12 protein-coding genes are annotated in these 12,953 nt (G+C 39.0%); 7 read left to right on the top strand and 5 right to left on the bottom strand.

What is annotated here, in order from left to right; genetic code table 11:
• Nucleotides 1-18: 18 nt before the first annotated feature.
• Complete coding sequence (arr, locus tag B4Z90_RS10280) at nucleotides 19-762, bottom strand: NAD(+)--rifampin ADP-ribosyltransferase (RefSeq protein WP_083295751.1); 744 nt, start codon at nucleotides 760-762, stop codon at nucleotides 19-21.
• Nucleotides 763-1,030: 268 nt separating this feature from the next.
• Complete coding sequence (locus B4Z90_RS10275) at nucleotides 1,031-2,257, bottom strand: amidohydrolase (protein ID WP_175441938.1); 1,227 nt, start codon at nucleotides 2,255-2,257, stop codon at nucleotides 1,031-1,033.
• Nucleotides 2,258-2,647: 390 nt separating this feature from the next.
• Here B4Z90_RS10275 and B4Z90_RS10270 point away from each other — a divergent pair, with 390 nt between their 5' ends.
• Nucleotides 2,648-3,292, top strand: a complete 645-nt coding sequence (locus tag B4Z90_RS10270) for an ankyrin repeat domain-containing protein (protein ID WP_286802121.1) — start codon at nucleotides 2,648-2,650, stop codon at nucleotides 3,290-3,292.
• Between the two features lie 149 nt (nucleotides 3,293-3,441).
• Here B4Z90_RS10270 and B4Z90_RS10265 read toward each other — a convergent pair whose 3' ends face one another.
• A complete protein-coding gene (locus B4Z90_RS10265; protein ID WP_201639167.1) occupies nucleotides 3,442-4,626 on the bottom strand; it encodes a metallophosphoesterase in 1,185 nt (394 codons plus the stop codon).
• A 317-nt stretch (nucleotides 4,627-4,943) separates the two neighbouring features.
• Between B4Z90_RS10265 and B4Z90_RS10260 the strand changes: the two genes are divergently transcribed.
• The 5 genes from B4Z90_RS10260 (at nucleotide 4,944) to B4Z90_RS10240 (ending at nucleotide 9,820) form a co-directional block, all read left to right on the top strand.
• Entirely contained in the window at nucleotides 4,944-5,459 is a 516-nt protein-coding gene (locus B4Z90_RS10260) for a DUF2975 domain-containing protein (RefSeq protein ID WP_070561071.1), read from the top strand.
• A 3-nt stretch (nucleotides 5,460-5,462) separates the two neighbouring features.
• Nucleotides 5,463-5,669, top strand: coding sequence for a helix-turn-helix domain-containing protein (locus B4Z90_RS10255; RefSeq protein ID WP_046672837.1), 207 nt, complete (start codon nucleotides 5,463-5,465; stop codon nucleotides 5,667-5,669).
• 69 nt (nucleotides 5,670-5,738) lie between these two features.
• Complete coding sequence (locus tag B4Z90_RS10250) at nucleotides 5,739-6,611, top strand: ABC transporter ATP-binding protein (RefSeq protein WP_286752050.1); 873 nt, start codon at nucleotides 5,739-5,741, stop codon at nucleotides 6,609-6,611.
• Between the two features lie 2 nt (nucleotides 6,612-6,613).
• Nucleotides 6,614-8,830, top strand: a complete 2,217-nt coding sequence (locus B4Z90_RS10245) for a hypothetical protein (RefSeq protein WP_286802120.1) — start codon at nucleotides 6,614-6,616, stop codon at nucleotides 8,828-8,830.
• 261 nt (nucleotides 8,831-9,091) lie between these two features.
• A complete protein-coding gene (locus B4Z90_RS10240; RefSeq protein WP_286802119.1) occupies nucleotides 9,092-9,820 on the top strand; it encodes a M1 family aminopeptidase in 729 nt (242 codons plus the stop codon).
• Nucleotides 9,821-9,893: 73 nt separating this feature from the next.
• Here the strand turns inward: B4Z90_RS10240 and B4Z90_RS10235 are convergent, their stop codons facing one another.
• Nucleotides 9,894-11,099 (bottom strand): aminotransferase class I/II-fold pyridoxal phosphate-dependent enzyme, encoded by a 1,206-nt coding sequence (locus tag B4Z90_RS10235; RefSeq protein WP_070561075.1) that lies wholly within the window; start codon nucleotides 11,097-11,099, stop codon nucleotides 9,894-9,896.
• A 144-nt stretch (nucleotides 11,100-11,243) separates the two neighbouring features.
• On the opposite strand from B4Z90_RS10235, the gene B4Z90_RS10230 reads away from it, so the two are divergent.
• Nucleotides 11,244-11,702, top strand: coding sequence for an Lrp/AsnC family transcriptional regulator (locus tag B4Z90_RS10230; RefSeq protein WP_070561076.1), 459 nt, complete (start codon nucleotides 11,244-11,246; stop codon nucleotides 11,700-11,702).
• A gap of 6 nt (nucleotides 11,703-11,708) precedes the next feature.
• On the opposite strand, the gene B4Z90_RS10225 is transcribed toward B4Z90_RS10230, so the two are convergent.
• Nucleotides 11,709-12,731, bottom strand: a complete 1,023-nt coding sequence (locus B4Z90_RS10225) for a bestrophin family protein (protein WP_046672841.1) — start codon at nucleotides 12,729-12,731, stop codon at nucleotides 11,709-11,711.
• Between the last annotated feature and the right edge of the window lie 222 nt (nucleotides 12,732-12,953).

The raw sequence follows: 12,953 nt of genomic DNA, 5'->3' as shown, positions 1-12,953 counted from the left end.
GCAGGCACTCGTGATTTCTTAATTGATAATGTCGCCGCCACTCTCGTCTAGTTTATCACGAAATTTTTCAAGTTCCTGAGTGCCGGGTTTTGCCCAATTAGCAACTTCACCAATAATTTTTAATGGAAATTCAGATCGATAGGAACGTGTCGGATTTCCGAGGAATTTCTGATCCGTCAGGTTGGGATCATGCTCATAATCACCGGTAGGTTCAACAATAAATACGCGCTCGCTACGCTCACCTTTTGCGAGTGCCGCTGCAAGTCCAGCCCCATTCATCAAGCCTGTAAAATAAATGTGGTTCATTTTTAAGTCAGCTTGATAGTTGGAATTGAAGCCTGGAACCAATAAATCGCCGATTTGTGCATCTGCTTTTGTCCCATGATAAAAAGGTCCCTTATCAAAGGGGATATTTTTATAAGAAGAGGCCAGCCGAGCATACTCACTTGCCATTGCTTCTTCTCCTAAGCCTGTGTAACAGGCGCAAATCTTCAAATACAATCCGGGTAATGCACTGGTCGTCCGGTCATCGTTGATTACCAATGCATGCTCTAAGGCTATGTGTAGCCATTTCAGACCATCAGACAGCGATTTTTGTTGCCGCGATACAAAATAAGCCGCAAAAAACTTTTCATGGTCATCACTTGCCTCCCGATAACCTTGCATAAAAAATGACAGTGATTCTTCCGCTCTACCGCTTTCTTCCAGTTGTATTCCTTTTAGACAAAGTTTGACAACTTCATTAAATGGTGAAAATTCCATCGTATAAATTATTTTTTATCCAACATACATTATTCTCGCCTCAATTACAAATGACCACTCCTTAAAAACATCTGTTCTACAGCAAGGCCTTGGACGTGAAAAGCCAGTTATGAGGATAACCGGCTCTTCAACAAAATTGTTCTCTTAATTTCAATATTTCTCCACGCAATAACGTACAATTGGTTGGGCATTTAGGAAACGACACATTGCTGGAATCCCGAAGGCAGTTAGCGTTCGGAACGCAATCATTATCCGATAGTGGCGTCCTTTAGAACACAATATTGCCTTTGTGAATCAATGAAGTCACAGGTGAAATCCGAGAAACTGCTTCAGCAGAACAACTTGCCTCAACAAAAACCATACTGGCTTCATCGCCCACTTTCGGCCATTGTTGATTTCCATTATTATCCAAAGGCAATTTGTAACGTGTGGCGAAAGCGAGTGTTCTGGATAAGCCGAATTCTGTTCCATAGCCATACAGCTCAGCAATTAGATTCGCTTTCTGGAGCATGTTTCCCGAACCAAAGGTATTCCAGTGATCCTGAATATTGTCATTTCCAATCAAAACTTCCACACCATATTTTCGAAGTGTCGGAATAGGCATAATCATATTGCCAAAAGGCACTGAGGAGACGATTCCCACGCCCGCCTCGGCAAGACGCGCCGCAATTTTTTCGACTTCGACATTTGCGAGACGGCTAAGTGCAAAAGCGTGGCTAACAAAAGCTTTTCCTTTTAATTGGGGGTTTTCCAATGTTCGGTCGATCAAAAAGTCGATTGTCTTTAGACCACTTTCTCCCATTTCATGGAGATGTATGTCAACTCCCTTATCGTTATCAAGCGCCAACCGGGTAATCTGCTCCATACTTTTTTCAATACTTCCGTCCAAAGAGTACGGATCTACTCCACCGATGAAACTAACAGCATCCAGTTTTGCAACATCCTTCAAAATGGGTAAGGTATCCGTATAATAGAGACCATGCTGTGGAAAAGCAACCAGCTCCACGTCTACCGTGTCTTTTTTTGATGCAAGCGCCTTTTCTAAATTTGTTAGCGATCTTAGTCCAGATGTTGGATCAACATTGAAATGCGAACGAATAAAATCAGTTCCGTATGCCTGCAGAAAATTCAGCATTTTGCCCGTTCTTTCGACCGAGGTGCTTAACCATTCAGGAATCATCTTTTGCTCATACGCGATCATATCTTTTACGGTATGCCGCGTGGGAGATACTGCTTCCCATGGCAAACCAAACAACATTTTATCCAAATGGGCATGCATATCCTTAAAGGCCGGCAACATCAAATGTCCTTTTGCATCGATTCCATTGGCATTTGGGGTATTTGGTTTGATTCCTTTGATCTTACCCGCTTCAACTTCTACACAGCATAAAGCGGTATTTGTACTTATTACTTCCTCTCCATCAAACTCGAATCCCGTCTCAAGCCGTACGTTTTTTAAAATATATGTTTTAGCTTTCATATTTCTTTTGATCATATTCTTTTTTCTAAAATTTACTAGACAATGGAAACGGTATTATTTTTTCCGCATTTATGACTTAGTATGACCAAAACAAAGGTCGCGATGATTTTTCTGGATGTTTTGCAGAATACATCTCGAAGCTTGAACAATTTATCACAACGCAAACTTTGACTTAACATTGTGTGTGAGCAGGAGCTACACGAGTACACTTTCAGCCAGTGTTTGACCAATAATAGCGAAATTTAAGATCCACGCTTGTAATAAATTGTCCAACAGATGGAATGAAAACCACATTGTAAAAACAGCCCTATCTCCTATTTTTGTACTAGACGTCAAACTTATTCGACAGTTTATCGAAAATTACAGCATAATAGAATGATGAAAACAACTTTAATACTCCTGATCATGATGAGCATAACAAGTTCGTGCCGATCGGCATTAACAGAAAACTCCTATACTGAAAATTCGTCCCAGGAAGAGATTATTCAATTGGTCATCAAAAATGACCTGCAGGGAGTAAGAAGAGCACTAGAAAATAAGGCCAACGTAAACAGCAAAGATGCGAACAAACGTACTCTTCTACTTATCGCTACAAACAATGGAGCTCTTGAAATGGCCAAATTATTGGTAGAATATGGCGCCGATGTCAACATTCAGGCTGATAATATGGATAGCCCATTTTTATACGCGGGAGCAAGTGGGCAAGTTGAACTCGTCAAGCTTTTCTTAGATCACGGTGCTCGCTTTGATTTATTTAATCGATATAATGGCACAGCTTTAATACCGGCATGTGAACGTGGACATGTAGAAACGGTAAGATTATTGGCCAATACTAAAAATTTTCCGTTAGATCATGTCAATCGCTTAGGATGGACCGCTTTGATGGAAGGAATTATACTCGGTGACGGAAGCAAAAAATATCAGGAAATCGTTCAGATTCTAAAAGATGCCGGAGCAAAATTAGATATTCCGGACTTCAATGGCACAAGCCCGTTGCAACACGCACAACAAAGAGGCTTCAATGAAATTGTTAAGATACTAACATTATAAATATCAAGGTTCATCTTCCATTAAATGGTCAAATTTAAATAAAATTTCAGTAAGGATCTCACCATGCTGCAGATCAGTGTATGTTTCACCAATTGAAGGAAATGAACCTTATCGATTAATAGATGAGTGTTGTATCTCATACCGAAATATCAGGCAACGCTTTTCCGTAATGTAATAACTGTAATTTCCGGCCAAACACCTATCCGCCCCTTTAGGCCATGAAAACCAAAACCACGGTTGACATAAAGATATTTTCCCTGTTTTTGATAAAGTCCAGCCCACTGTTTATAAAAATACTGAATTGGACTCCATTTTAACCCAAATAGTTCTATCCCAAACTGCATACCATGTGTATGACCAGCCAGCGTTAAATGGACATGTTGATCATAGTCCAAAGTAACATGATCCCAATGTGAAGGATCATGAGACATTAAAATTTTAAACGTATCTTTTTCTAATCCAAGAGTTGCCTTAGCCAAATCGCCATATTGATGAAACCCTCCTTTTCCCCAATTTTCAACACCAATTAACGAGATACGCTCACCTTGCTTTTCTATAGCTATCGATTCGTTTAGCAACAATTTAAACCCCATTTCATGATGAATTTCCTTGAGCCTATTCAAATTTAAGGCTTTTGATTTCATGCTTTCCCATTGCACATAATCCCCATAGTCGTGATTTCCAAGGACAGAAAACTTTCCCGAAGGAGCTTCTAATCGATTGAAGTCTGAAACCCAGGGTTCCATTTCGGAAGCCTTATTATTGACTAGATCGCCCGTAAACAATAACAGATCACTGTTTTGTGCATTGGCCAATTCGATACCTTTACGTACTCTTTTGATATCAGATAAACTCCCTGAATGAATATCCGACAGCTGTGTAATTTTAAAACCGTCGAACGCCGCAGGTAGATCAGGAAAAGTCAAGACTTCCTCACGCACTTTATAAAAATAACGACCTTTCGTTAAACCGAAAAAAATAACCAACAGCATGGCTCCCGCCAAAAACAATACAATTTCACTCAAAAATAGACTTCGTGGAGGAAAGGAACTAAAAATACGCATAAGATCTTCAACAAATAAAAAGGGCACTGCAAGCAATTTTGGGATGAAAACAATTAAAAATGCTGTGATCAGACTTGTGGCGGTCCGCTGGACATCATAACCCGTTCTCCGTAAAAAAATTAAAATAAAAACACCCAAAAACAGCAGAATATCAATCCCCCAATACATGTTGTGCCAAATTGAACCATGAATAACCGTACTAAACGCCTGAAAAAAATAGATATCCCCCAAAACGAATAGGAATATTATCAGTAAGAGTCTCTTTGCCATAGTGATTAAAGTATTGATTTTAAATCACTAATGATATGCCAAAAGATATTTTTTAACTTTTACAGCCCTTATCCTCTTAAATAGTGATGTCTATGTGACAATCGCATCGCTGTTGGCAGGGATCGATATAAGGGTTGTACGATCGATTTAAATTCCTGTCAATATGTCGCACTAGCTCCACATTCTCGCAGGCGCCAAAGTCAATGTAAGTGTTTGAGCATCCTATCATTTCTCTATAAATATTCTATTTTAATAAATAATTACCGTATAACGGTAATTATTTATATATTTACAGTATCAAACCAAATTATTACATAATGAACCGGACAAAAATAATCGGCAGAATCTTATTCTATATAACTTCACTTTTAGGGAGCTTATATTTAATCATAACCCTGTATGCCTTGATATGCCTGCTGACAGGCTGGAACACAGCATCCTATGGCAATGGAATGTTTCTTCATATCAACTATCCATTTACCATAACGCCCTTGATGAATGTGGATAATAACGTATCGTACAAAGTATTTTCATTCTTACTACCCCTGTCATTCTATACCATCTTTTTTCTCTTGTCTGCGCAAATATTTAAATTGTTTACCCGAAGGAAGCTATTTACCAAATTCCACCTGCTTATACTCAAACGATATTACAGGTTAAATATATTGCTACCAATCGTCTGCACGGCTATTGCTGCAGTATTTGTTACAGTCGAAGGGGGTATTGCCATACTCATTGCTGTACATTTCATTTTAGGCATTTTTGTTTTTTTCCTCGCGGAAATCTTCCGGCAAGGCCTCCATTTACAGGATGAACAAGATTTATATATCTAGTACATGGCTATTGTTGTAAATATAGATGTAATGCTGGCCAAACGAAAAATGCAAAGCAAAGAACTTGCAGAACAAATCGGCATTACACAAGGTAATCTTTCGGTATTAAAAACGGGAAAGGCAAAAGGTATACGTTTCGAAACGCTACAAGCGATATGCACTGTATTGGAGTGTCAACCAGGTGATATATTGGAATTCGTGCCAGATTAGCGCATAAAACCATGACATTAAATATTAATAGGGCCCAGATTGCGATGTGGGTATAAAGACAAGTCTGTTATGAACCAGTTAAAAATCCAGAATCTTTCGAAAACGTATCCTAACGGGGTGAAAGCAATTACGGGACTTTCATTACATATCGGTCAGGGCATGTTTGGACTGCTAGGTCCAAATGGAGCTGGAAAATCGACATTAATGAAGATCATTGCCGGCTTAGAACAGGCAGATACCGGTTCCATCGTATTGAATGATGTCAATATTTTAAATGAGCCCTCTTTTATAAAAAAACAGCTCGGTTACCTACCGCAAGATTTTGGAGTATATCCGCATCTGTCGGCTTATCAACTCATGCATCATCTTGCCGTACTTAAAGGAATTAAAAAAGAGGGACGAAAAGAACATATATTAGATTTGCTCGCACGTGTAAATCTTTACGAATTCCGTGACAAAGAAGTTCACAATTTTTCGGGAGGAATGCGGCAACGTTTTGGTATTGCGCAGGCGATGTTGGGTTCGCCTCAAATTATCATTGTAGACGAACCCACAGCGGGCCTCGATCCGCAAGAGCGCAATCGTTTCAACAATCTACTTAGTGAAATCGGGGAACAGATGATAGTGATCCTTTCAACACATCTAGTGGAAGATGTGCGAAGCCTCTGTGCTCAAATGGCCATTATCAATAACGGAAGTTTGATGGTCAATGGCGCACCCAACGACTTTTTAAAATCGTTGGAAGGCCGTATTTGGGCAAAAACGATTGACAAGAATGAATTACGTTATTTTAACGAAAATTTTCACACCTTATCAGCCCAATTACACGGGGGGCGGCTAGACGTCCATATTTATGCCACAAAAAGCCCAGGGAATGGTTTTGAGCAAATTAAACCTGATCTTGAAGATGTCTATTTCACACATTTATCTCAAATTGTATAGCCATGTTTATCGACTACTTTCTACTGGAAGTCAGCTTTTACTTTCCAAAAAAATGGTTTCTGGCACTATTATGCTGTTTTTTTGCATTTGGTTATTGGGTTAGTGTCATAGCTTCTTTTTCATTTGCCGGTGTTTACGCCAATTCTCCCTTTGTGTTAACTTACACCATAGGATTAGTATCGCTATTGAATATCTTTACTATCGTTATTTTTTCATCACAAATATTTTTACGTGAAATAGATGCACGATTTTCATCACTCCTGTATACAACCCCGGTCAATAAAAATATTTTTCAACTGAGTCGTTTTGTGCTGGTGTTTCTGATCACGGCCCTTACATTTCTATTCTTTATCCTTGGGCTGATGTTCGATCATGCTTCACAAGGAGATGAACATGAGAAATTTATGCCATTCCGTATGCTCAACTACCTACAGCCCTATATACTACTCGTCCTTCCAAATATTTTTTTCTGCACCGCAACTGTTAGTGCAATTGCTTGGACCAGCCGTAGTAAAATGCTTGTTTTTCTTTCGGGAGTTTTCATTTATATCCTATACTTCGCTGTCTCTTTATTTTCGAATTCGCCATTATTTGCCAACGCATCCCCCGTTTCCTCCGAGACCATGAGCCGGATGGCCATAGTCGACCCTTTTGGTCTGGCTGCTTTCTTTGAACAATGTCAGTCATGGAGCCCAGCTTTGAAAAACTCGACATTGCTCCAGCTCAAAGGAAATTTTTTGATAAACCGGATTGGTCTACTTGTATTTTCATCTGCATTGACGTTACTTGCGATCCGTCGAGCACGTTTTCATTGCACGACAAAAAAGAATATAAAACCGCCGCTGCAAAAGGCTGGAAACCAGCCAATCCTTCCTAGGGGACAAATAAGCATATCCGAAAAAGGTTGGCTTTATGATTGGCATACGCTTTATAGCTTTCTAAAGATTGACCTTCGAGCCCTACTAAAAGGTTTACCCTTTGTCGTTGTCATTGCGCTATGGTTGTTTTTTCTAGGTATGGAAATATACAGTAACATCGATGCAGGAATGCGCCTACCACAACGCTATGCCAGCACGGGATTAATGGTTCGGAACATCATCAATAGCTTTCCTCTTTTTTTACTTTCCGTCCTATCTTTTTATGGCATGGAAACAGTCTGGAGATCTCGAAGTACGCGGATATATGTACTCGAAGACAGCACTCCAGTACAAGTAACAGTTGTCATGCTGGCCAAGTGGATCTCGTTGTGCTGTATTGCATTATTACTTATTACAATAAGCATTCTGCAATGCATGGTTCTTCAACTTATATTCCAATATCCAAAAATTGAATGGAATCTATATCTAAGTCTTTTTTATATCCTTGGCGTCCCATCTCTACTGGATGCTTCAGTTATTATCAGTATACAGACTATTGTGGGACTAAAATATCCAGCATTACTTTTGACAGTCTTGTTTTTTGCATTGACCAATTCCTTTATTGGTACCATGCTTGGCATAGAGCATCCACTTTTCCGTTTTGCAAAATCACCCTTAAACTATAGCGGCGACATGAATGGGTTTGGCGCCTATCTGCATGCATTTGGCTTTAAAATGATCTACTGGACTTCCTTTTCGGCCCTTATCGCTATTGGCACAACGCTCACCCGGCAAAAGGCAAGATCTTTTTCAGTAAACTTAAAATCGCATTCAAAGTTAAAGGTCTTCGCTGTGTTAATGGTTGCTGTCTTGTTGATTTCAGGCCATTTCATCTATCAGCGAACTCAAGTCGGCAATTCAGCAGCGGAAATAGATTGGATGCAACATTATGAACAGAAATACAGGCACTATCAGCATATTCCCCAGCCAACGATCGTTTCGGTCAAAACCGAAATAGATCTTTATCCGACGTCAAATGAATATATCATTAGTGGCCTATATAAGCTAGTCAATAAATCAGCCGCTCCGCTGGATAGTCTATTACTTTACACGGATCCTGCTATGGAATTAGCACATGTCAACATAGACCGCGCCGTACAAAAAGCTACCGACAGCACCTATGGTCACCACCGATTTAAACTAACAAGCCCCTTCATGCCTGGAGATTCTATTACAATGGAATTTACAATAAAATACAAATGGACACCGTTCAATCGTCACGATCCCATGAATGCTATCTTAGCTAATGGTTCTTTTATGCGTATCAGTCGCTATTACCCCATATTTGGTTATCAGCAATAAAATGAAATAGAAGACCCACTTGAGCGTAAAAAGCGAGCGCTGGGAAAAGCAAGCGCTTTAAAAAAGTTAGAACAGCCTGATGCTCTTCCCTACGACTATGGATATGTCGACCTTGAAACAATTATTTCGAGTGACAGTGACCAAACCTGTATCGCGACTGGAGAATTTATCAGAAAATGGCAAAAAGGAAATCGAAACTTTTTTCACTATAAATCAACAGGACCAATTCCCTTCCGTTTCGGTATATCATCAGCTGTATATATGGTTGAAAAATCCTCTTACGACAATATATCCATCGAGGTATATTATGACAGCAAACACGCGGAGAATGTTAAACAACTTATAAACGACTCAAAGCAAACTTTAGCCTATTGTCAAAACAACTTTGGAAAATATCCATTTAAAAGCATACGTTTCGTCGAAATATCTGGATTTGTTAGTGGATTTAACGCGACGGCTTATCCCGGTATGATTTTTATGAATGAGAACATGACCTTTCATTCAGATCTACGTCGCGAAAAAACAAGAGACGTCATTAATGAACTTGCCGGCCATGAGTTATCGCACCAATGGTGGGGTAACAGTCAAATTGACCCCGATGACCGGAGAGAAGGCGCTACAATGCTAACAGAAACGCTCGCTATGTATACCGAATTAATGTGTTATAAACACAAACATGGTCCCGAAGGAGTAAAGAAAATGGTCAAAATGTATCAAGATCTTTATGACATTGGAAAAGCAAACAGTGTAGACGAAGATTTAATGAGAGTATCCCTTGGAAATACAAACGTTGCCTATTATAAAGGCCTTTTAGCCATGTATCAATTACATGAATTGATAGGTGAACAAAAAATAAATACTGCTTTGAGGACTTTTTTACAGCACTATGCCTTTCCACATCGACCGCCCACAAGTAAGGACCTAATTCATGAATTTCTCAGGATCAGCGAACCAGCATTGCACAAGAACATCCGTAAACTATTTTTGTAGAAAATGTCGAAACAGTTTACGGATCCTCTCTGTCGTCGTGAACTTTTTATTCAACTAATGGCGATTATCCGCATTATTGTAGAATCCCAATCTTTTGCATGCATGCTCTCATTTTTTGATAAGTGCGCTCAATGTCTTGATCTAGGCCAATGGAAAACCTGATCAATCCATCGGAAATACCCATCTTTAAGCGCTCTTCTTCAGGAATTTCTGATGACGTAGAACTACCTGAACAGGAGAATAGCGTCTTATAGAATCCTAGGCTGACGGCTAAATACCCTAAATTTTCAGCCTGCATCAGTTCCATTAATTCATTGGCTTTTTCAGTGGTTTCCACATCAACTGTCATTAAGCCTCCAAAACCATAGGTCTCATGCATCATACTTTTCATTAATTCATGATCTCGATGCGAATGTAAGCCCGGATAAGATACCTTTAGTCCATCTTTCTCAAACCGTTCGGCAAGATACATCGCATTATAGCTATGTTGTCTCATCCGTATATGAAGTGTTCTTAAATTTTTCAATATACTCGCCGAACGTAAGCTGTCCATCGTTGGTCCCAATAACATACAGGTCCCTGTGTTCACATTTTTCGTTTCATTAATAAACTCCTGACTTCCACAATAAACCCCACCTACTGTATCACTACTGCCATTGATAAATTTCGTTAGACTATGGATGACAATGTCTGCTCCCAAAAGTATCGGCGATATAGACAACGGAGAAAACGTATTGTCGACAATCAGTTTTAGCTTGTGTTTTTTACAGATGGCTGAAAGTTTTCTTAAGTCAGCCACATGCAATAAAGGGTTGCTCACGCTTTCGCAATACAGCACCTTTGTATTAGGTCTTATCGATCTTTCGATTTCGTGGGCATCATTAATATCCAAAAATGTTGTCTCAATCTGGAAAGGTGGGAGAAAATTTTTGAGAAAGGCATAAGTTCCACCGTAGATCGTCCTACTGGAAATAATATGGTCGCCGCTTTTACATAACTGTAAAAGAACTGTTGTGATCGCTCCCATACCCGAAGATGTTACATTGGCCGCAGCGGTATTCTCCATTTTTGCTAAAGCTTGCGCCAAATACAAATTCATTGGCGAGGAATGTCTTGAATAGAGATAACAGCCTTCTGCATTCCCTTCAAATGTGTCGAACATTTTTTTAGCGGAAAGAAAGGTATAGGTAGAGCTGTCTGAAATTGACGGATTCACACCTCCAAACTCTCCAAAGTATTGCAAATCTTGAATTTCATTTGCTGCATTAAAATTATCCATATTTTTATCTTTAAAATTGAGATATTTTAGATTATATCACAAGTATTTTTATCTATATTAGAATATAAATCTATTATATCAACAATAATTAGTTAAAACATCTGAACACTTTAAAAACTGATACCAAACACAAAAAAATAATCTATGCACTTTGACGAAATTGACCTTAAGTTATTGCGTTTTCTCCAAGAAGATGCGAAACAAACGACCAAAGAACTGTCCTACAAGCTGAACTTGTCCGTGACAGCAGTCTATGAGAGAGTCCGCAAGCTCGAAAATACGGGAATTATCGCAGGCTATGTCGCCATACTTGATAAAAAGAAGATAGCAAAAGATTTCCTCGTATTATGCCACGTAAAATTAACACAGCACAAAAAGGAGTATATTTTACAGTTTGAAAAAGAGGTCATGAACCTTCAAGAGGTAACCGAGTGTTTTCACGTGAGTGGCGACTACGACTATATCCTCAAGATTTGTGTCAAGGACATGGCAGACTATCGCAGCTTCATGTTAACAAAACTAACTAGCTTACAGCACATTGCAAGCACCCACAGTTCCTTTATGATCGCTGAGGTAAAAAATACATTGGTAATAGATCTGTAAGAAGTTCTAAACCAACACACCGTTTTTCGATGCAATAGCTTCCGGAAGATCCTCATCTCCCACCATCTGCAATAAATCAATTTCAATGGTCCTACAAATGGAAAGCATCGGTACATCAAACATCAGACCTCCAAAAGGATTTTCGGTATAATCGCCGACCAATTCCATCACAATATAAATCCATCCTATGACCACACAAAAAGGAATACTGGTCCAGATACCCCAGTCCCCTAATTTCGCAAATTCATTCACGAGGCCCAAAGGAAGTAGAATGATTAAAATAACATTGAAGACAAAGGCTGTACTGGCAAACTGCCTAGGTGATGGAAATTTTTTGATCCTTTCTGCCTGTCCTTGATAATCGTAAAATTGATTCAGGCAATTCTGCAGTTGCGTTTGGTTAAAATCCGAAATAATCTGATCATTTTTCAACGCATTCACTTCTTTTGCTTGTTTAGAAATCAAATAAGTCGCAAAATTTTTATATTCGCTCTGCAACTTAAACTCCTCCGCAGAAAGATATTTACGCAAAAAAATCGAAGTTCTACTATAATCTGGAAAGCCAGCCTTTATCAACCTGTTCCGTTTCACATTCATTGAACCAAAATGTTTTTTCATGCTGATATGCTCCCACTCTGTCGGGACCAACAACTGCTCACGAAAAGTATAGAGCCAGGCAATGTGACGATAGGCGATTCTTTTCCTCCGTTCCTCCAAATCGGTATGATCACCGTCTTGGGTATCAAAAGCATATAACATAGCCGTGAACGAACGACTTGAATTGACAATTCCACCCCAGATTTTTCGGGCTTCCCAAAGCCTGTCATAGGCTTGATTATTTTTAAAACCAACGTAAAAAGATTCGGCCGTTCCGATTAATGCCAATGGCACCCACGGAATTATCATCCACTGCCAATTGAAAAAATAATAAATGACCGCCACCAAAGAACACCAAAGCGTCAGCCATATTAAATGTGCGCCCGCTAAATTAAATATTTGTCGATAGTTGAAATACTTGGTTGTGATCATAAAAAGTAAATATCTTCCTTTATTAAAAACGCTATGAAAGTACAATTTAAATTGTAACTGTCCAATACTTCAAATTGTTTTCGGCATAACGATATTTGATCAACTAATTTCAGCGCGATAGATAGGTCCAACAACTACAACAACATTACCATCATTCCATTACTGATTAATAAAACAAGTATAAAGAACTATTGTATTTTTTTATGTATTTGATTAATTTTA

Source organism: Sphingobacterium sp. UBA5639, assembly GCF_002421245.1.
GTDB lineage: Bacteria > Bacteroidota > Bacteroidia > Sphingobacteriales > Sphingobacteriaceae > Sphingobacterium > Sphingobacterium multivorum.
The sequence above is the reverse complement of the archived record's forward strand: the minus strand, read 5'-3'. Positions and strand labels throughout refer to the sequence as shown.

Excerpts from the sequence above, each read along its gene's own strand:
- B4Z90_RS10270 (WP_286802121.1), top strand. The coding sequence starts at position 2,648 with ATGATGAGCATAACAAGTTCGTGCCGATCGGCATTAACAGAAAACTCC.
- B4Z90_RS10240 (WP_286802119.1), top strand. The coding sequence starts at position 9,092 with ATGGTTGAAAAATCCTCTTACGACAATATATCCATCGAGGTATATTAT.
- B4Z90_RS10265 (WP_201639167.1), bottom strand. The coding sequence starts at position 4,626 with ATGGCAAAGAGACTCTTACTGATAATATTCCTATTCGTTTTGGGGGAT.
- B4Z90_RS10245 (WP_286802120.1), top strand. The coding sequence starts at position 6,614 with ATGTTTATCGACTACTTTCTACTGGAAGTCAGCTTTTACTTTCCAAAA.
- B4Z90_RS10275 (WP_175441938.1), bottom strand. The coding sequence starts at position 2,257 with ATGATCAAAAGAAATATGAAAGCTAAAACATATATTTTAAAAAACGTA.
- B4Z90_RS10235 (WP_070561075.1), bottom strand. The coding sequence starts at position 11,099 with ATGGATAATTTTAATGCAGCAAATGAAATTCAAGATTTGCAATACTTT.
- B4Z90_RS10250 (WP_286752050.1), top strand. The coding sequence starts at position 5,739 with ATGAACCAGTTAAAAATCCAGAATCTTTCGAAAACGTATCCTAACGGG.
- arr (WP_083295751.1), bottom strand. The coding sequence starts at position 762 with ATGGAATTTTCACCATTTAATGAAGTTGTCAAACTTTGTCTAAAAGGA.
- B4Z90_RS10230 (WP_070561076.1), top strand. The coding sequence starts at position 11,244 with ATGCACTTTGACGAAATTGACCTTAAGTTATTGCGTTTTCTCCAAGAA.
- B4Z90_RS10260 (WP_070561071.1), top strand. The coding sequence starts at position 4,944 with ATGAACCGGACAAAAATAATCGGCAGAATCTTATTCTATATAACTTCA.
- B4Z90_RS10255 (WP_046672837.1), top strand. The coding sequence starts at position 5,463 with ATGGCTATTGTTGTAAATATAGATGTAATGCTGGCCAAACGAAAAATG.
- B4Z90_RS10225 (WP_046672841.1), bottom strand. The coding sequence starts at position 12,731 with ATGATCACAACCAAGTATTTCAACTATCGACAAATATTTAATTTAGCG.